Here is an 18,882-nt window from a genome sequence, read left to right on the forward strand (position 1 = left end):
GCAGTTCCCCGCGCCCCTAGGTACCTAGGGGCGCGGGGAACTGCGCAATCGTTGAGGTCAGCCCTCGTCCGGGCGGCCTCTCATGTCCGCTTCCATGGCGAGGAGGTCCTCATTGGGGACCGCGCCACCGAAGCGGCGGTCCCGTGACGCGTACTCCACGCACGCCCGCCACAGATCACGCCGGTCGAAGTCCGGCCACAGCACGTCCTGGAAGACCATCTCCGCGTAACTGGACTGCCAGATCAGGTAATTGGACGTCCGCTGCTCACCACTGGGGCGAAGGAACAGGTCCACATCCGGCATGTCCGGGTAGTACAGATACTTCTGGATGGTCTTCTCACTGACCTTGTCCGGGTCCAGCTTCCCCGCGGCGACATCCAGCGCCATCGCCTTCGCCGCGTCGGCCAGCTCCGCCCGCCCCCCGTAATTCACGCAGAAGTACAAGGTCATCGCGTCGTTGTCCTGCGTCTGCTCCTGCGCGACCTGCAACTCCTGCACGACGGACTTCCACAGCTTCGGCATCCGCCCGACCCACCGGATCCGGATGCCGAGGTCGTTCATCTCGTCGCGCCGGCGCCGGATGACGTCCTTGTTGAAGTTCATAAGGAAGCGGACCTCCTCGGGCGACCGCTTCCAGTTCTCCGTGGAGAAGGCGTACAGGGAGAGGTTCTTGACGCCCAGCTCCAGGCATCCCTTGAGGACGTCCATGACGACGCCCTCACCGACCCGGTGCCCCTCGGTACGCGGCAGGCCGCGTTCCTTGGCCCAGCGCCCGTTCCCGTCCATCACGCACGCCACGTGGTTCGGGATCAGCTCGCCGGGGAGCTTGGGCGCGCGGGCACCGGACGGGTGCGGCTCCGGCGTCTTGTACTCGCGGCGCTGGCGCCCCAGGATCCCGCGTACCACCATCTGCTTCTCGTCTCCTCAGATCTCGTACAGGACGTACAGCCAGTTGCCAGTTGTCGCTCAGGTGCTTTTCTCGACGTACCGCAGGGAACGCAGGCCGCGCTCCAGGTGCCAGTGCAGGTAGGCCGACACCAGGCCGCTGCCCTCCCGGACGTACCGCGGCTCGCACGCGTCGGCGAGTGCCCAGTCCCCCGTCAGCAGCGCGCCGAGCAGTTCGAGGGCCCCCGCCGAGGGTACGACGCTGCCGGGCACCCGGCAGTCGACGCAGACAGAACCTCCCGCGGCGACCGAGAAGAAGCGATTCGGTCCGGGCATCCCGCATTTCGCGCAGTCGCTGAAGCTGGGCGCGTACCCGTTCACGGCGAGGGAGCGCAGCAGGAACGCGTCGAGGATGAGGTGCGGCTCGTGTTCGCCCTGCGCGAGGGTGCGCAGCCCGCCCACGAGCAGCAGGTACTGCTGGACGGCGGGCTCGCCCTCGTGGTCCGTGAACCGCTCCGCCGTCTCCAGCATGGCCGTCCCGGCGGTGTACCGGGCGTAGTCGGTGACGATCCCGCCGCCGTACGGAGAGATCGTCTCGCTCTGCGTGCACAGCGGCAGCCCGCGGCCGATCAGCTCGCTCCCCCGCGCGAAGAACTGCACGTCGACGTGGGAGAAGGGTTCGAGCCGGGCCCCGAACTTCGACTTGGTCCGGCGCACCCCGCGGGCCACGGCCCGTACGCGCCCGTGACCGCGCGTGAGCAACGTGATGATCCGGTCCGCCTCACCCAGCTTCTGGGTGCGCAGCACGATGCCGTCGTCGCGGAACAGGCTCATGGCCCCATTCTCGCGTACGCGGGCGGCGGGTGTGGCCGGGGTCCTTTCAAGGGACCTCGCCGCGGCTGCGTGCGTTGGCGTACGCGGTCGCGGCGCTGAGCCGTTCCGCCATGGTGGCTCCCCGGGCGGTGTCCGGTGCGCAGTCCCACTCCCGGCCGCCGCCGTAGGGCCGCAGTTGCAGGTACGGCCCCTCGTGGCCCATCACTCTGCCCACCCGGCCGTTTCTGGTGTCGACGACGTACGTCCCGACGACCGGCTTCACCGGAGTACCGCCGCGAGCCGGGCCGCCGTCTCGACGGAACACCGGCCCAGTTCCACGAGGGGGCACGGCGATTCCCGCGCCAAGGTTGCCGGGTCGATCCGGAGTGTCGGCAACTTAATTCCTGCGGTTGCGAGCGCTTCGCGCAATTCCTTCACCGTTTCCTCCGCTTGTTCGACGCAGGCCGTCGAGTGCTGTGCGTCGGGTGCCTGGCTGGCAGACCTCACGGGTGTTCCCCTTCCTTTTCGGGTTCTACTCTTTCCATCTCCACGATGACGCCCACCACTTACTCTTTGGAAGACCTCTGGTCTCAGCAACGGCGATGCAGTACAGGGGGTTTTCCATGGCCAATGGTTCACGGCAGGCGGCTTGGGAGTTCTTCGGAACAGAGCTGAAGAGACACCGGGAGGAGGCGGGGCTGACACAGGCGGAGTTGGGTTATCGCGTTTTTGTGTCGGGCGGCTACATCGGGCAATTCGAACAGGCCATCCGTAAGCCGCAGCTGGATGTGGCGGCCCGTATCGACGAAGTCCTACAAACCGCCGGCTTCTTCGAGCGAACGTGGCGAAAGCTGATCGATGACCGCCGGTACGCGGACTATTTCGCCGACGTGTTGGAGCTGGAGCGGACGGCGGCGAGAATCTGCGAGTTCGCGCCGACGCTGGTGCCGGGGTTGCTGCAGACGGCCACCTACACGCGAGCGGTGACGCTGGCCGGTAACCCGTTCGCCACCGACGCTCACATCGACGAGAAGGTCGCTGCCCGCGTCGAACGCGCGCAGATTCTGGCCGCGACTCCACGGCCCGAGTATTGGGTGATCCTGCACGAGCATGTGCTGCGCATCCCGGTCGGCAGCAGCGCCGAGATGGCCGACCAGTTGGAACACGTCTCCGGGCTCGCAGAGCAACGCAAAGTGCTGGTGCAGGTGCTGCCCACCTCAGTCGGGGCATACCCGCTGATGGGCCGGATGGTCAGGCTCTTCGAGTTCGAGGACGCACCGCCAACCGCCTATACAGAGGCCGTGTATTCGGGCAGCCTGCTGGATGACCCGGCCCTGGTGAAGCGCGTACAGGGGACATACGATCTGCTCAGGGCCGCCGCGCTGCCGCCGGAGGCGTCCCTGGCCCTGATCGCATCGGCGGCGGAGGACTACAGACGATGCGCGAGTTCGACCTGAGCGACGCCCGCTGGCGCAAAAGCTGCCACAGCGACGGAAACAGCGGCAGTTGCGTCGAAGTCGCCTACGACTTCATAGGCGCGGCCCGCTGGCGCAAGAGCAGCTACAGCGACGACAACGGCGGCGACTGCGTCGAGGTAGCCGACGGAGTCCCCGGCATCATCCCCGTGCGGGACAGCAAAGTCCTCGCCGGCCCCGTCCTCCTCATCGGCCCCCGCGCCTGGACGGAGTTCATCCGCACCGTCGCGGCGTGACGAGTCGAGGTCGTTCCGCGCGCCGCTCAGGAATTCCAGGAATTCACCCGGCAGTGGTTCGGTAGCGAACAGTTCGACCGGTTTGCCGCCCCCTATATCCTCAATCGCCGGACGGGCTGAATACGAGGGGTGAGCATAAAGCCACCAAAAGCATTGCCACAGAATTCATTGTTCAGACTTTCGCCCGTACTGCCGTGCCAGTGCGTGGAACGCCTGTTTCGGTTCCCAGCGCCAGGGGGAGTCGGGGTCGCCGGGGCGGTCCTTGAGGGGCTTGACGACGGCGTAGGACGCCATGTCGAGGTCGTAGCGAGGATTGTCCGGGCGGTGCGGGGCGTCCGCGGTGACGAACTCGAACGCCATCGCCGCGTACAGGTTCATCGACTCGAAGACGTCGAGCAGATCGGTCAGATACGCGGCCTGTACGCGCTCGCTGCGCACCAGGCCGCCCTTGATCTCCGGTGGTTCCTTGCTGTGGTCGACGGCGTCCCAGCCCATCCCGCCCCGCTCCGGCGCACCGACGAACGTGCAGGTGCCGAACTCGGTGATGGCGACCGGCTTGCCCCAGCGCCGGAACCTGCGCAACTCGGCCACGTACCGCGCCCGTTGCGGGAAGTACGAGTAGTAGTCGATGCCCACGATGTCGAAGAGGTTCCAGTCGACGTTCTCGAACGACGCGTCCTGCGCGGCGGCGTAACTGAGCTTCCCGCGGAACACCGACCGCCCCACGCCCGCCGCCTTCGCGGTGAACGCGGCCAGCCGCCGCTGCATCCCCGCCAGGTCGAAGTCCTCCTTCTGCAGGTTCGCGATCCGCTCGAAGACGTCGGCACCCGGCACGATCCCCGGTACGAACAGCCAGAACTCGCATCCCACGGCGAGCGTGACCCGCGCCCCCTGCCGCCGCAGCCGCTCCCCGTGCCGGCCGGCCTCCGCGAGGTGGTCGAGGATCTGCTTCTCCGGCACATCGCCCAGCGTCGGCTGGAGCCAGACGTGCAGGCCCCGCTCGGCGACCTCGTCCGCCGTGGCGGTGAGCCGCCCGACGCCGTCCCCGGTGACCTCGACGGTGTCGGCGTGCAGGTCGTGCGCGACGGCCCGGATGTCACCGCGCATCCGGTGCTCGCTCCACGCCGTCCCCGGGGTCTCCCCGGCCCCGACGGTGTAGACGACCCCGCGGTGCGTGAGCCCGCGCCCCGCGCGCTCGCTGCGGGGGCCGGCCACCTCCGCGGCTTCCGCGGCCTCCGCGGCCTGGGCCGAGGAGGCCGCCCGGAGGCCCGCTGCCGCCCCCACCCCCACGGCCGCCGCCCCGGCCATGAACCGTGCCCTGCTCATCCCCGCGTTCTCAGCCATGCCGTCAGCCTGCCGGGCCCGAGGCCTCCCCCGCTGTCGGCCGATGGTCTACGGCTCCCGAACCAAAGGATGAGCCCGGGTGGTCACACTCACCCGAACGTGCGTACGTACCTTCGCTGCCACGGGGTCTCCACGGCGTGGCGGTCGTAGTTCCGTCGTACGAACTGCACGGCCTCCTCGGGCGGCACGCCGTCGAGGATCGCGAGGCAGGCCAGGGCCGTGCCCGTCCGTCCACGGCCGCCCCCGCAGGCGACCTCTATGCGCTGGGCGGGGTCCGCGGCCCGCTCCCAGAGGTCCGTCAGCACCTTCCGCGCCTGGTCCCGGTCCACCGGGAGCCGGAAGTCGGGCCACCGCAACCACCGTGTCTCCCACGGGAGTTCGGCAAGCGTGGACGCCTCCTTGCCGAGCAGGTAGACCCCGTACGTCGGGTGGACGACCGCCGGATCGAGTGCGTTGCGCAGCCCCCGTCCCCGTACCGCCCGCCCGGACGGCAGCCGGAGTACTCCGGGTGTCCCCTCGTCCCAACTCGCCGTCATCCGACCCCCCGTGACTCCTGGGCGGCTCTCGCCTCGATCCCCCGGAAGTGATCCGCCATCGCCCGCTGCGCCCCCTCCACGTCGTGCGCCCGCAGGGCGACGACTATGTCACGGTGGCGGCGGACGGTGACCGCGGGCGCCGGGTCGTCCGTCCAGCCCCGGACGCCGGAGACCCGCCGGAAGACGGTCCAGAAGGCGCCCAACAGCTGCGGCACCAGGGCGTTTCCGAGCGGCGCGTACAGCAATTCGTGGAACTCCCGGTCGAGTTCGGGGAACGGGCGGCCCGCGAGGCCCGCCTCCTCCATCCGGTCGACCACGCCCTCAAGCCGTGCCAGCTCCCCGTCCGACAGCTCCCCCGCGACCCGCCGCATCAGCCCCTCTTCAAGGACCTCCCTGACCTGGAGTATCTCGGCCAACGCGCCTGTGTCGTCGGTGTCGTCGCCCTGCCGGGCCAGCGTGCGGAAGGTGAGGCCGTCGACGAACGGGGTCAGCGAGGCCTGGCCGACATAGGTGCCGTAACCGTGTCTGATCTCGACGATGTCGAGGGCCTGGAGCGCCTTCAGCGCCTCGCGCACGGAGTTGCGGCTGACGCCGAGGGACTCCATCAGCTCGGCCTCGGTGGGCAGGGGCGCACCGGCCCGGAGTCTGCGGTCGAGGATCAGCTGGGTGACCTCTCGCTGGATCTGGCTGCTCACGCGCCGCTCGCGGGGGGAGCGCGCCGGGGGGAGGGAGTTCCTGGAGTCGTCGGATGCGCGCCGCTCAGACATGCGCCGCATCGTACGCGGCAGGGACATCCCACGTCCCACCTCCGGACAGGATCCACGTCAATCCAGGGTTGACAATCCGTCAACTCTGCTTGTTCCAGGCCGACATTGGTCGTACCTCTGGCAGAAACGGCATTCGTGCGCGTTCCCTTGACCGCCCCCACGCCCCCTCTTATCGTCACGCTGCACCTATGACGTAGGACGTCGTATCTCCCACTCCTTGCTGGAGGAACCGTGCGCGACGCGACCCCCGCACCGGCGCTGCACCGTCGGTCGTTCCTGAAGTACACCGGCGCGCTCGGCGCCGCCGCCACGATCACCTCCACGCTCTCCGCCTGCTCCTCGGGCCCCGAGTCCACCAACGAGACGGGCGGCGGGGGCGAGGGCGCCGACCGGACGCTCACCGCGGTGATCGGCTACGGCAACGACCAGAGCTGGGACCCGCTGATGACGGCCTCGGCCTTCGCGATGGCCGGCAACCACCACATCTACGAGGGCCTGCTCGACACCGACCCGATCAGCCGTGAGCCGTACGCGGCGCTGGCGACCGCCGTTCCGGCGGACCTTCAGGCGACCACCTGGAAGTTCACGCTGCGGGAGGGCGCGAAGTGGCACGACGGGCAGCCCGTCACCGCCGACGACGTGGTCTTCACCTACGACCGCGTACTGGATCCGAAGACGACGACCCTCGCCAAGAACTTCTTCGCGTCCTGGCTGAAGGAGGTGAAGAAGGTCGACGACCGCTCGGTGGAGCTGATTCTCAAGTTCCCGTTCCCGGACGGGGCGCAGCGGCTCACCCTCGCGAAGATCATGCCGAAACACGTGTTCGGAAAGGCGGGTGCGCTGGACGAGGCGACGACCGGAAAGCCGGTCGGCTCGGGCCCGTACCGGCAGACCGCCCATCACCCGAAGTCCAACACCACCTTCGCCGCGTTCGCCGACTACAACGGGCCGCGAAAGGCCGCGTTCAAGAAGATGAACTGGCTGACGATAGTGGATGCCGCGCCCAGGGTGGCGAAGATCTCCGGTTCGAGCGCGGGGGCGCAGATCTCGGACAACATCCCGTACGCCAATATCTCCCAGCTGGAGAAGGGCGGCCTGAAGGTCGAGGGCGGGGCGGGAATGAACCACCTGTTCCTCCTCTTCAACACCGCCCACAAACCGTTCGACGACGTACGGGTGCGGCAGGCACTGCATTACGCGATCGACAAGAAGAAGATGATCCAGGCCGCGCTGCGAGGGCACGGAAAAGCAGCCTCTTCGTTCCTCAACGAGGGCAATCCGACCTACCGCAGGGCGAAGCCCGTCTACGACTACGACCCGGCCAAGGCGAAGGCGCTCCTGAAGGCCGCCGGGGTCAGCGGGCTGAAGGTCACGCTGATGGCGGTCAACGTGAGCTGGATCGTGGACTGTCTGCCGACCATCAAGGCGTCCTGGGACGCGATCGGTGTCGAGACGACGCTCGAACCGCAGGAGACGGCCGCGCTCTTCACGAAGCTCGACCAGAAGAAGGACTTCCAGGTCGTCGCGGCCGCGTCCAATCCGAACCAGTTCGGGCTCGACGCGGATCTGATCATGCATTACAACTACGGGCCCGGGAACACGTGGATGCGGTATGCGCGGTGGGAGGGGAGTTCTGTCGCGAAGGACCTCTTCAAGAAGATGGATGCGGCTACCCGGGAGCCGGACGCGGAGAAGAAGAAATCGATGACTCAGGACTACATCGATGTCGTTGCCGAGAACGTGGTCATCTATCCCGTGGTGCACAACGAGTTGATGACCGCGTGGGATTCCGGTGAGCTCACGGGGATTCGGGCTCAGCCTTATCCGGGGATAAACGTGCTGCAGGCGAAGTGGGTCTGAGGGTTGCGGGGAGGGTGCGGGTCCGCTGTGGCTTGTCGCGCAGTTCCCCGCGCCCCTGAAGGCAAAAGGGACAGCCAGTTGGGGCGAGGAGAGGCAGAGTCTTGGTTGCGGTCGTTCGGATTCTGATCCGGCGGATCATTCTGCTTGTTCCGTTGATGCTCGGGATCATCATGTTCGTGTTCATCGTGATGCGGTTCTCGGACAGCGATCCGGCGTCCGCGTACTTCCAGGGCGCGAACCCGACCGAGCAGCAGCTGCACGACTTCAGGGAGCGCAACGGACTGCTGGACCCGTTCCTCGTGCGGTACTTCGACTTCGTCGGGGATCTGCTCCGGGGTGACATGGGCGTCAGCGCGCTGACCAGGGCGCCGGTCGTCGACCAGGTCACCACCGCGCTGCCGCTCACCATGCAGCTGACCTTCCTGGGCCTGGGCATCGCGGTGGTGCTGGCGCTGCTCGGCGGGGTCACCGCCGCGATCTACCGGGACCGCTTCCCCGACCAGCTGATCCGGGTCGTCTCGCTCACCGGGGTCGCGGCGCCCGGCTTCTGGCTGGCGCTGCTGATGATCCAGTACCTCGCCGTGGACGCGGGCTGGTTCCCGACCAGCGGATACATCAATCCGGCCGACTCGTTCACCGGCTGGCTGAAGACCATGACACTGCCCGCGCTCGCCCTGTCGTTGCCGGTCGCCGCCCAGCTCACCCGGATCGTCCGCACGGCCGTCGTGGAGGAGCTGGACCGGGACTACGTACGGACCGCGATCGGCAGCGGGCTGCCCCCGGTGGTCGTGGTCGGCCGGAACGTCCTGCGCAACGCCCTGATGAACCCGCTGACCGTGCTCGGTCTGCGCGTCGGCTATCTGCTCGGCGGGGCGGTCGTCATCGAGACGATCTTCAACCTGCCGGGGATGGGAAAGCTCATGATCGACGCCGTGAAGAACGGTGATCCGGCCGTCGTACAGGGCGGCGTCCTCACCATCGCCTTCGGCTTCGTCGTCGTGAACCTCGTCATCGACATCCTCTACCTGCTGGTCAACCCGCGTCTGAGGAGTGCCGAGGCATGATGCTGATGTACCGGAAGCGGCTCACCGACGCGCTGTCCCTGCCCGGCCTCCGCCTCAAGGGGTTCACCCGGCTGCCCCTCATCTCCCGGATCGCCGTCGTCGTCATCGGGGTGGTCGTCCTCACCGCCCTGCTGGCCCCGCTCATCGCCCCGCACGACCCGCTCGAACAGTTCCCGCTCGTCGACGACGGCCACGGTGAGGGCGCCCCCTCGGGCGAGCACTGGATGGGGCAGGACAGCCTGGGCCGGGACATCCTCAGCCGGCTGATGTACGGGGCCCGCTGGTCCCTCGCCATCGGCCTCGGCGCGACCGCGCTCGCGCTGGTCGTGGGCGCGGTCGTCGGGGCGGTCGCGGCGACCTCCCGCAAGGCCCTCGACGAGACGCTGATGCGCGGCCTGGACATCGTCATGGCGTTCCCGGGCATCGCGCTCGCAGCCGTCTTCGTCGCGGTGTTCGGCGGCGGCATCCCGATCCTCATCGGCGCGATCGCGTTCCTGTACATGCCCCCGATGGCCCGGGTCGTACGGGCCAACGTGATGGCCCAGTACGGCGAGGACTACGTGACCGCCGAGCGGGTCATCGGAGCGCGTACCCCGCACATCGTGTGGCGGCACGTGGCCATCAACTGCGCCGCGCCGGTCCTGGTCTTCTGCACGGTGCAGGTCGCCGAGGCGATCGTCTTCGAGGCGTCGCTGTCCTTCATCGGAGCGGGCGTGCGGCCCCCGGACCCGTCCTGGGGCAGTGTCATCGCGGACGGCAAGAACATGGTGCTGACCGGCGGCTGGTGGGCGACCGTCTTCCCCGGCCTGCTGATGCTGGTCACCGTGCTCTCCCTGAACATCCTCTCCGAGGGCGTCTCGGACGCGTGGGCGGCGCCCGCGGCCCGCGATGTGCCCACGCGGGAGGCCGAGGACCGCCTGGAGACCCCCGAACCCGGCAGCGGGAAGGTCCTGGAGCTGCCCGGCCTGACCGAGGCGGCCCAGCGGCTGCGCGGCCGGGCCCGCCCCCTGCCCCAGGGGCAGCAGCCGGTGCTGAGCGTCGAGAACCTGGCCATCGGTTTCGACGCCCGCCACGGCGGTGTGGACATCGTCGACGGCATCAGTTTCGACGTACAGCCGGGTGAAGTCCTGGGCCTGGTCGGCGAGTCCGGCTGCGGCAAGTCGCTGACCGCGCTCACGGTGATGGGCCTGGAGCCGAAGGGCGCCCGGGTCCGCGGCCATGTGCGGTTCAACCAGCGGCAGTTGGTGGGCGAGCCGATGAGCGTACGGCGCAAGCTCCTCGGCCACGAGATGGCGATGATCTACCAGGACGCCCTGTCGTCGCTGAACCCGGCGATGACGGTCCGCGCCCAGCTCAAACAGGTGACCCGAAGGGGCGGCACCCGCACGGGCACCGAACTCCTCGAACTGGTCGGCCTCGACCCGGACCGCACCCTGCGCAGCTACCCGCACGAACTGTCCGGCGGCCAGCGCCAGCGCGTACTGATCGCGATGGCCCTCTCCCGCGACCCCAAGCTGATCGTCGCCGACGAACCGACGACCGCCCTCGACGTCACCGTGCAGGCGCAGATCATAGAGCTGCTGCTGCGCCTGCGGACCGAGCTGGACTTCGCGCTCGTCCTCGTCTCCCACGACCTGGCACTCGTCGCGGACGTCACCGACCGGGTGGTCGTGATGTACGGCGGCCAGATCGTCGAGTCGGGTGTGACGGCGGACCTGGTGGAGTCGCCGTCCCACCACTACACGCGCGGCCTCCTCGGCAGCGTCCTGTCGCTGGAGTCGGCGGCCGAACGGATGACGCAGATCAAGGGGGTCGTGCCGTCCCCGGCGGACTTCCCGGCGGGCTGCCGGTTCGCCGACCGCTGCCCGATGGCGACGGACGTCTGCCGCACGACCGCTCCCCGCCTGGCGGGCCCGCCCGGCCACCACGAGGTCGCCTGCCACCACCCGGCGATCACCCTGACGACCACGACCACGCCCACGGCACCGGCCGGGCCGACGGAAGCGAGGCCGTGACATGAGCGGACCGGCAAGCTCTGCCACGGGCCCCCTCGTGGAACTGGACGACGTGCATGTCGTCCACAAGGCGCGCACCGGCGGCCTGTTCTCCCGCGACCGGGTGTACGCCCTCACCGGCGCCGGCCTCACCATCGCGCCCGGCGAGACGGTCGGCGTCGTCGGCGAGTCCGGCTGCGGCAAGTCGACGCTCGCCAAGGTCCTGGTGGGAGTGCAGAGGCCGACTTCCGGGACGGTGTCCCTGCGGGGCGGCGACCTGTGGACGATGGCCCCGGCACTGCGCCGGACGACGGTGGGCGCGGGCACCGGCATGATCTTCCAGGACCCGTCGACGGCCCTGAACCGTCGGCTGACGGTACGGCAGATCCTGCGCGACCCGCTGGACGTGCACAAGCGGGGCACGACCGCACAACGCGAGGACCGCGTACGTGAGTTGATGTCCCTGGTCGGACTCCCCAGGGCGCTGGCGGACGGCCTCCCCGGCCAGCTCTCCGGCGGCCAGCGCCAACGGGTCGCCATCGCACGGGCACTGGCCCTCGACCCGGACCTGGTGGTCGCCGACGAACCGACGAGCGCGCTGGACGTCTCGGTCCGCGCCCAGATCCTCAACCTCCTCCTCGACCTGAAGGAACGTCTCGGTCTGGCCCTGGTCTTCGTCTCGCACGACATCCAGACCGTACGCAGGATGAGCGACCGCGTCATCACGATGTACCTCGGCCGGATCGTCGAGGAGTCTCCGGCCGACGAGGTGACCGACCGGTCCCGGCACCCGTACACCCGCGCCCTCTTCTCGGCGACGCCCGGCCTGCTCGACCCCATCGACCCGATCCCGCTCGTCGGCCCCGTCCCGTCGGCCACGCGCCCGCCGAGCGGCTGCCCCTTCCGTACCCGCTGCTGGAAGGCGGACGCGGTGTGCGTTGAGTCCATGCCGGACTTCTCGGCCGCGTCGACGCCGGGGCACCGCTTCCGCTGCCACCATCCTGTGGAGGACGGCCTGTCGACCCGGGACCTGGTCGCGCAGGCTGTCACCACGGCCGATCCCCCGAAGGAGCCTCGATGACCCTTCCCGCCCCGCTGACCGGTGTCGTACCGCCCGTCTGCACGCCCCTGACACCGGACCGCGAGGTGGACGTCCCCTCACTGATCAGACTGGTCGACCATCTACTGGAGGGCGGGGTGGACGGCCTGTTCGTCCTCGGATCGTCCTCCGAGGCCGCGTACTTGACCGATCGTCACCGGAAGCTGATCGTCGAGACGGTGGTCGGGCATGTGGCGGGCGGGGTGCCCGTCCTCGCCGGCGCCATCGACATGACGACCCCGCGCGTCCTCGACCACGTCCGGTACGTCACCGACGCGGGCGCCGACGCCGTGGTCGTGACCGCGCCCTTCTACACGCGCACCCACCCGGCGGAGATCGCCCGCCACTACCGTCTCGTCGCCGCGCGTTCGCCGGTGCCGGTCCTCGCGTACGACCTGCCGGTCGCCGTCCACTCCAAGCTGAGCCCCGAACTCGTGCTTGAGCTGGCGGCCGAGGGGACGCTGGCCGGGCTCAAGGACTCCAGCGGGGACGAGGGCGGGTTCCGGGCGGTCGTCATGGGCGCCCGCACGGACTCCGCCGTCACCGGCTTCAGCGTGCTGACCGGGTCCGAACTGGTCGTCGACTCCGCGCTCGCGATGGGGGCGGACGGGGCGGTGCCGGGGCTCGCGAACGTCGACCCTGCCGGGTACGTACGGCTGTACCGGCACTGCAGGCAGAGGGAATGGGCCCTGGCTCGGGCCGAGCAGGAGCGGTTGTGCGCGCTGTTCGGGATGGTGCGGGTGGGGGACGGGGGGCGGATGGGGGGTTCGTCGGCTGCGCTCGGGGCGTTCAAGGCGGCGCTGCAGTTGAGGGGGGTCATCGCGTGCGCGGCCGTCGCGGAGCCGCAGGTCCCGCTGTCCGCGGAGGAGGTCGGAGGGGTGGGGAAGTTCTTGGCGGGGGCGAGGAAAGAGCCTTACAGCTCATCCGCGCCCACCCGCCGGAAGGCGATCCGTTCGTAGGGCCCCGTCGTGCCCGTCTCATACAGCACCCCCACCCTCCCCCCGGCCCCAGCCAACTGGACCAGGTCCGAATACGCGGCCCGCTCCCCCGACAGCGTCAGCGCCTTCGTGAAGGTCCCCCCACCGTCCCCACTCCTCCACACGGCCATCGCCGAACGAGCCGTCGGCACGGACGGCCCCGAGAACAGCAGGGGCGCCCCCGCAGGACCGGCCACCTGCAGCACACTCCCCTGCACGACGGGCACGTCGGACAGCGTCGGCTGCACCCGGAAGGGCCGGTCGAGCGTGACACCCCCGTCACTGGAGTAACTGTCGAGCCGGTTCCCCGCACTGCTGCCGTTCTGATCGCGCGAGCTGAAGTACAGCCGCCCGTCGGGCAGTTGCGCCGCAGCACTCTCGTTCGCGTTGTCGACCCCGTCGTACGAGTCGTCCACGAACCCGATCCGCCACGACAGCCCGCCGTCGTCGCTGTAGAGGGCGTGCGCCCCGTAGTACCTGGCCTCCTGCCCGGTGTCGGCGGAGCCGGACGGCGGCGCCGCCGAGTGGTTGGCGGGCACGACGAGCCGCCCGGCGTACGGCCCCCGGGTCAGCGCCACCGCGTGGCCGGGCCCGGTGGCGTACCACCGCCATCCCGGCAGCTTCACGGCGGCGGTGATCTCCCGGGGTTCACTGAACCGGCGCCCGCCGTCCCGGCTGGTCTGCACGAAGACCCGCCGGCTCTGCTCCTGCGTGACCTCGCCCCGCATTATCTGCGCCTCGGTCACAGCACCGCTGTTGTAGGACGTGAGGAGGACGACCTTGCCGGTTCGGGGATCGACGACGGGCGCGGGGTTGCCGCGGGTGTCGCCCTCACCGGCGGCGACGACGCTCAGGGGTCCCCACGTACAGCCGCCGTCGCCGGACCGTCTGAGGACGACGTCGATGTTGCCGGTGTCCCCGGCGCCGTTGTGTCTGCCCTCGGCGAAGGCGAGCACCGTGCCGGCCCTGGTCCTGACGGTGGCGGGGATGCGGTACGTGTCGTAGCCGTTCTCCCCGGCCGCGAAGGGGACGGAGGAGACGCAGCCCCGCGCCGGCCGTTCGGCGGCGCTCGCCGCGTGCGCGGTCCCGGGGGACGCGAGCGCGGCGGCGAGCCCGGCGAGTACGGCGGCGAGGGCACTGGAACGCGGACAGCTCTTCAAGAACACGGCTCACCCTTACCCGGACATGGGACATGGGAGATAGGAGGTAGGAGATAGGACGTGGGATGTCGGCGGTGAAACTAGTGCGGTCCGAGGGACAGGGCAATGCCCCCCGCACCCCCGTATCACTCGGACCGCTCAGGCCGCTCAGGCCGCCCCGGGTATCACGAGCCCCGACTCGTACGCCACGATCACCAGCTGCGCACGGTCGCGTGCCCCCAACTTGCCCATGATCCGGCTGACATGGGTCTTCGCGGTCAGCGGGCTGAGCCCCAGCGCCTCCGCGATCTCGGTGTTGTTGAGGCCGCGCGCGACCAGGGCGAGCACCTGCCGTTCCCGTTCGGACAGCCCGTCGGGGCCGCCCACCGCGGACGTCAGCGTGTCGGGCGCGCGCAGGAAACGGGCGATGAGCCGCGCGGTCGGGCCCGGCGAGAGCAGGGACTCCCCCGCGGCCACGGTCCGGATGGCGTCGAGGAGTTCGGCCGGCCGGATGTCCTTCACCAGGAAGCCGGACGCCCCGGCCCGCAGCGCGTCGACGATGTGCTCGTCGGTGTCGTACGTCGTCAGGACCAGCACCTTCACCCCCGCGAGATCCTCGTCGGCGGCGATGAGCCGGGTCGCCTCGATACCGTCCAGGTCAGGCATCCGGAGGTCCATCACGACGAGGTCGGCCCGCGCGGAACGGGCCAGTTCCACCGCCTCCCGCCCGGTGCCCGCCTCGGCGACGACCTCCATGCCCCCCGCCGACGCGACGAGCATCGCGAACGAGGCCCGTACGAGCCTCTGGTCGTCGGCGAGCAGTACGCGGATCGTCATCGGGCCTCGTCCTCCCTGGGCAGCGGCAGCGCGGCGGTCACCTCGAAGCCCGTCCCGGGGCCCGGTCCGGCGTCCAGCGTGCCGCCCACGCTACGGGCTCGCTCACGCATCCCCACGAGTCCGAACCCCGGCGTGCCGCCGGCCGCCCCCGGTACGCGGCAGCCCGCCCCGTCGTCCGTGACGCGCACCCGCAGGGCGCCCTCCTCGGTCCGCAGCCCCACCCGGACGGTGAGGTCGTCCCGGCCGCCGTGGCGCACGGCGTTGGTGAGCGCCTCCTGCACGATCCGGTAGGCGGCGGCGCCCACGGAGGGCGGTACGCCGTCCGCGTCGACGTCCAGTTCGACGTCTGCCCCTGCCGTCCTGGCCGCCTCCGCGAGCGCGCCCAGCCCGTCGAGGCCCGGCAGCGGCCCCCGCCCGTCCGAGGAACCGCTCACGCTCAACTCGTTCGCCCGCAGCACCTCCAGCGTCGTACGCAGCTCTCCCCTGGCCGTCCGGCAGGTCTCCGCGATGCCGTCGAGAGCCTGGGCGACGGCTCTGCGGTCGAGCCGTTCGGGATCGACGGTGAGGACGTGGGCCGCCACCGACGTCTGCACACCGATCAGGGTGATGCTGTGCGCGAGCAGATCGTGCAGGTCACGGGCGATCCGCAGCCGTTCCTCGGCGACGCGGCGCCGGGCCTCCTCCTCGCGGGTCCGCTCGGCGCGTTCGGCCCGCTCGACGATGGAGGCGACGTACTGGCGGTAGAAACGAGCGTCGACACCGAAGAACAGGACGGCGATGATCCAGCCGGAGGTCCGCAGGAACTCCAGGGCCCCGTCCGGGTTGATGAAGCCGTTGATGACCAGCGTCGGGCCGAGGACGGCGACGGCGGTGAGCAGCGTACGGCGTACCGTGCCGGTCGCCGCGACCGTGTAGAGCGCCAGGAGGGTCGCGGGGATCGGCACGGCGTGGTTGTAGTCGAGGGCGTGGTACGGGCTCGCGCAGGCCGCCACCGCGAGCAGCACGAGCAGCGGACGGCTGCGCCGCCACACGAGCGGCACATGGGCGCCGGACAGCAGGGCCCAGCCGAGCGGGTCGAGCGGGCGTCCGTCGACGACGAACAGCGCGAGGACGACGGCGACGACGGCGACGCCGACGGCGAGGAACGCGTCGTTGCGGGTGCGGTGGGGCGCGGTGAGCGGGTCACGGTTGATGACCGCCATGACCCGCTCGACACGGCGAGGCCGCACGTCACCGCGCACGGCGTCACCACGTACGGCGTCTTTGCGTACGGCGTCTTTGCGTACGGCGTCTTTGCGTACGGCGTCACCGCGTACGGGTTCACCCGGTACGGCTGTGGTCGCTCCCCGTTCCTGCACGGCTCCATCTTCCGGTACGGGGGCGCCTCTCCGGCAGGAAGCGGGAGAGGCGCCCGGTCGGACGGTACGTGGTACGTGTGATCAGGGCGCGCCGACCCGTTCCGGCTGCCGGGGCGGCTCGGTCTGTTCACCGGGCCCCCTTCGCTCTCCGGGTTCGCGGGAGAGCGCGCCGGGCCACCACACCTTCCGGCGCAGGGCGACGCTGGCACTGGTCACCAGGTACGTCCGTACGAGGAAGGTGTCGAGGAGCACGCCGACGGCGATCACGAAGCCGAGTTCGACGAGTTGCACGAGCCCCATGTTCGTCAGCACGGCGAAGGTCGCGGCGAGGACCAGACCGGCCGAGGCGATGACCCCGCCGGTGGTGCGCAGGGCGGTGAGCGCGGCGGCGGCCGGTTCGGCTCCGGCGAGGGACTCCTCCCGCATCCGGTGCATGAGGAAGATGCCGTAGTCGACGCCGAGGGCGACAAGGAACACGAAGGACAGCAGACCGAGCCCCGGGTCGGTTCCCTCGAAGCCGAGGACCGGCCCGAAGACCAGGCCGCCGATGCCGAGGGCCGCGCCCCACACGGCGACCACGGCGGCCACCAGGAGGAGCGGCGCGACGAGGCTGCGCAGCAGTCCGATCAGGATGAGCAGCACGGAGACGAGGACGAGCGGTACGACGACCTTCGTGTCCCGGCTGTTGGTGTCCTCCAGATCGATCTGCTGGGCGCTGTCTCCGCCCACGTACGAACCCTTCAGCTCACCGCGCAGGGCCTTGATCGTGGCGGTCTCCCCCGCCGACTGGGGCGCGTCCCGGGCGATGACGGAGATCTCCGTCCAGCCGTCCCCCGTACGGCCCTTCTCGGCGCTCTCGACGCCCCGCGTGTCCCGGATCGCCGCGAGCGCCCGGTCCGCGCGCTCCTCGGGGGCGATCACGTCGATGGGCTGGGTGCCGTGCTGCGGGTAGGCCCTCGCGAGGGTCTGCATGGCGGTGACGGCCTCCGGCTTGTCGACGAAGGAGTCCTCCTGCTTGACCGGCCCGGGAAGGTTGAGCGTGCCGAGGGCGAGTGCGCCGAGCAGGACGGCTCCGGTCGCGAGCACCGTCAGCGGCCTGCGTCCGGCGGAACTGCCCATCGCGGCGAACAGGCTCCGGCGACGCTGCTTGGGCTCGCTGCCGAAGGCGGGCACGAGCGGCCAGAACACGCGCCGGCCCAGCAGGACGAGGATCGCGGGGAGCAGGGTCAGCATCGCGATGAGCGCGCAGAGCACCCCGACCGTACCGAGGGGGCCCATGCCCCGGCTGCTGTTGAGGTCGGCGGCGAGCAGGCACAGCAGGCCCACGGCGACGGTGCCGGAGGAGGCCAGCACGGCGGGGCCGCAGCCGCGCAGGGCGGCGACCATGGCGTCGTACGGGCGCTCGATGCGCCGCAGTTCCTCGCGGTAGCGGGAGACCAGCAGCAGGGCGTAGTCGGTGCCCGCGCCGAACACGAGGATCGTCATGACGCCCGCGCTCTGGCCCGAGACGGTGGTCCCGAAGGCCTGGTTGAGCCCGTAGGCGACCCCCATCGACAGATAGTCGGCGATCCCGGCGACGGCGAGCGGGACGAGCCACAGCACGGGGCTGCGGTAGATGAGGACGAGCAGGAGGGCCACGACGGCGACGGTGGTGTAGAGCAGAGGCCCGCCGAGTGAGTCGTAGACCTTGCCGGCGTCGGTGGCGAGCGCGCCGGTACCGCCGACCTCGACGCTCAGCCCGTCCCGGGCGTCCTGGCCGTGGGCGATGCCCCGGACGTCCTCGACGAATGCGTCGCGCAGTTTCTCGTCGGTGCCGGGTTCGTTGCTGACGAGCGGGTACATCAGGGTCGTCCCGTCCTTGGACGGAACCCCCTCCGGTACGCCGGTCCGGCCGACCAGCTCATGCTTCCCGGCGATCTCCTCGACCTGCCCGGCCGCGGTGTCCCGGTCGGCGGCGCTCAGTCCGCCCTCCCGGTGGTACACGATCACCAGCTCGGTGCTCTCGCCGCCGGGGAGCCGTTCCTGGATCTTGGCCACCTGGGTCGAGTCGGCGCTCGCCGGCAGGTAGTCGGTGACGCGGTCGTGCTGCACGTCGGCGAGCTTCGCCGCGAACGGGCCGGCCAGGGCGAGCAGGGCGATCCACAGCCCCAGCACCGCCCAGGGGACGGCTCGCCTGCGCCGCTTGCCCGTTCTTGTTGCTTTCCCTGCCCCCATGGACGATCTCCCTCTCGACGCTTCCGCTTCCGCTTTCGTTGCCCCTTCAGCCTTTCGGTGCGGGCGGCGACATGCGTCGGACGTGAGTCTGAGCGGGCGGGTACTGCCGGGGGTGACGGGGGGCGGGGATTACTCCCGCGGGAGTAGTGGGCGCGCATCCGGGTGCGGGCCGGTGGGGCCCCTCGCACCCGCGCGTCCACGCCTGCGGGCCCGGTGGGGGCCGTTCGCGCAGTTCCCCGCGCCCCTCAAAAGCGGGCCTCCGCCCCGGCTTTTGCCCCTTAAGG

Annotated in this window: 17 protein-coding genes; 7 read left to right on the forward strand and 10 right to left on the reverse strand. The window is 70.2% G+C overall.

Features of this window, described 5'->3' with window-relative positions; genetic code table 11:
• Positions 1-57: 57 nt before the first annotated feature.
• The 3 genes from ACFVH5_RS39085 to ACFVH5_RS39095 are packed head-to-tail and all read right to left on the reverse strand — an operon-like array spanning position 58 to position 1,981.
• Complete coding sequence (locus ACFVH5_RS39085) at positions 58-909, reverse strand: isoprenyl transferase (protein ID WP_385838458.1); 852 nt, start codon at positions 907-909, stop codon at positions 58-60.
• A 57-nt stretch (positions 910-966) separates the two neighbouring features.
• Positions 967-1,719, reverse strand: coding sequence for a DNA repair protein RecO (gene recO, locus ACFVH5_RS39090; protein WP_384812881.1), 753 nt, complete (start codon positions 1,717-1,719; stop codon positions 967-969).
• A 46-nt stretch (positions 1,720-1,765) separates the two neighbouring features.
• The gene (locus ACFVH5_RS39095; protein WP_385838469.1) at positions 1,766-1,981 is read right to left on the reverse strand and encodes a hypothetical protein; all 216 of its coding nucleotides are present in this window, start codon (positions 1,979-1,981) and stop codon (positions 1,766-1,768) included.
• A gap of 340 nt (positions 1,982-2,321) precedes the next feature.
• Here ACFVH5_RS39095 and ACFVH5_RS39100 point away from each other — a divergent pair, with 340 nt between their 5' ends.
• Both ACFVH5_RS39100 and ACFVH5_RS39105 read left to right on the forward strand, forming a co-directional pair.
• Positions 2,322-3,155 (forward strand): Scr1 family TA system antitoxin-like transcriptional regulator, encoded by an 834-nt coding sequence (locus ACFVH5_RS39100; protein ID WP_385838459.1) that lies wholly within the window; start codon positions 2,322-2,324, stop codon positions 3,153-3,155.
• Positions 3,137-3,409, forward strand: a complete 273-nt coding sequence (locus ACFVH5_RS39105; RefSeq protein ID WP_385838460.1) for a DUF397 domain-containing protein — start codon at positions 3,137-3,139, stop codon at positions 3,407-3,409. Before ACFVH5_RS39100 ends, ACFVH5_RS39105 begins: the two co-directional genes overlap by 19 nt.
• A gap of 165 nt (positions 3,410-3,574) precedes the next feature.
• Here ACFVH5_RS39105 and ACFVH5_RS39110 read toward each other — a convergent pair whose 3' ends face one another.
• From ACFVH5_RS39110 to ACFVH5_RS39120, 3 genes are all read right to left on the reverse strand, one after another.
• Complete coding sequence (locus ACFVH5_RS39110; protein WP_385838461.1) at positions 3,575-4,753, reverse strand: abortive phage infection protein; 1,179 nt, start codon at positions 4,751-4,753, stop codon at positions 3,575-3,577.
• Positions 4,754-4,842: 89 nt separating this feature from the next.
• Positions 4,843-5,289 (reverse strand): protein-tyrosine phosphatase family protein, encoded by a 447-nt coding sequence (locus tag ACFVH5_RS39115; protein ID WP_385838462.1) that lies wholly within the window; start codon positions 5,287-5,289, stop codon positions 4,843-4,845.
• Positions 5,286-6,056 (reverse strand): FadR/GntR family transcriptional regulator, encoded by a 771-nt coding sequence (locus ACFVH5_RS39120; protein ID WP_384812866.1) that lies wholly within the window; start codon positions 6,054-6,056, stop codon positions 5,286-5,288. Before ACFVH5_RS39120 ends, ACFVH5_RS39115 begins: the two co-directional genes overlap by 4 nt.
• Before the next feature lie 231 nt (positions 6,057-6,287).
• Between ACFVH5_RS39120 and ACFVH5_RS39125 the strand changes: the two genes are divergently transcribed.
• The 5 genes from ACFVH5_RS39125 (at position 6,288) to ACFVH5_RS39145 (ending at position 13,032) form a co-directional block, all read left to right on the forward strand.
• On the forward strand, positions 6,288-7,916 hold the full coding sequence (locus tag ACFVH5_RS39125; RefSeq protein WP_385838463.1) for an ABC transporter substrate-binding protein: 1,629 nt from the start codon (positions 6,288-6,290) through the stop codon (positions 7,914-7,916).
• A 101-nt stretch (positions 7,917-8,017) separates the two neighbouring features.
• A complete protein-coding gene (locus ACFVH5_RS39130) occupies positions 8,018-8,980 on the forward strand; it encodes an ABC transporter permease (protein WP_385838464.1) in 963 nt (320 codons plus the stop codon).
• The gene (locus ACFVH5_RS39135) at positions 8,980-10,995 is read left to right on the forward strand and encodes a dipeptide/oligopeptide/nickel ABC transporter permease/ATP-binding protein (protein ID WP_384812973.1); all 2,016 of its coding nucleotides are present in this window, start codon (positions 8,980-8,982) and stop codon (positions 10,993-10,995) included. Before ACFVH5_RS39130 ends, ACFVH5_RS39135 begins: the two co-directional genes overlap by 1 nt.
• A 1-nt stretch (position 10,996) precedes the next feature.
• Positions 10,997-12,055, forward strand: a complete 1,059-nt coding sequence (locus tag ACFVH5_RS39140; protein WP_385838465.1) for an oligopeptide/dipeptide ABC transporter ATP-binding protein — start codon at positions 10,997-10,999, stop codon at positions 12,053-12,055.
• Entirely contained in the window at positions 12,052-13,032 is a 981-nt protein-coding gene (locus ACFVH5_RS39145) for a dihydrodipicolinate synthase family protein (RefSeq protein ID WP_385838466.1), read from the forward strand. Before ACFVH5_RS39140 ends, ACFVH5_RS39145 begins: the two co-directional genes overlap by 4 nt.
• On the opposite strand, the gene ACFVH5_RS39150 is transcribed toward ACFVH5_RS39145, so the two are convergent.
• The 4 genes from ACFVH5_RS39150 to ACFVH5_RS39165 form a co-directional block, all read right to left on the reverse strand.
• Positions 12,987-14,210, reverse strand: a complete 1,224-nt coding sequence (locus ACFVH5_RS39150) for an exo-alpha-sialidase (RefSeq protein ID WP_385838470.1) — start codon at positions 14,208-14,210, stop codon at positions 12,987-12,989. The genes ACFVH5_RS39145 and ACFVH5_RS39150 overlap by 46 nt on opposite strands.
• 147 nt (positions 14,211-14,357) lie before the next feature.
• Positions 14,358-15,026 carry a response regulator gene (locus ACFVH5_RS39155; RefSeq protein WP_385838467.1) on the reverse strand — a complete coding sequence of 223 codons (669 nt, stop codon included), beginning with the start codon at positions 15,024-15,026 and terminating at the stop codon, positions 14,358-14,360.
• Positions 15,023-16,228 carry a sensor histidine kinase gene (locus tag ACFVH5_RS39160; RefSeq protein ID WP_385838471.1) on the reverse strand — a complete coding sequence of 402 codons (1,206 nt, stop codon included), beginning with the start codon at positions 16,226-16,228 and terminating at the stop codon, positions 15,023-15,025. The genes ACFVH5_RS39155 and ACFVH5_RS39160 overlap by 4 nt, the downstream gene beginning before the upstream one ends.
• Positions 16,229-16,465: 237 nt before the next feature.
• On the reverse strand, positions 16,466-18,598 hold the full coding sequence (locus ACFVH5_RS39165; protein ID WP_385838468.1) for an MMPL family transporter: 2,133 nt from the start codon (positions 18,596-18,598) through the stop codon (positions 16,466-16,468).
• Positions 18,599-18,882: the final 284 nt, after the last annotated feature.

It is taken from the genome of Streptomyces sp. NPDC127119, from assembly GCF_042677425.1.
GTDB lineage: Bacteria > Actinomycetota > Actinomycetes > Streptomycetales > Streptomycetaceae > Streptomyces.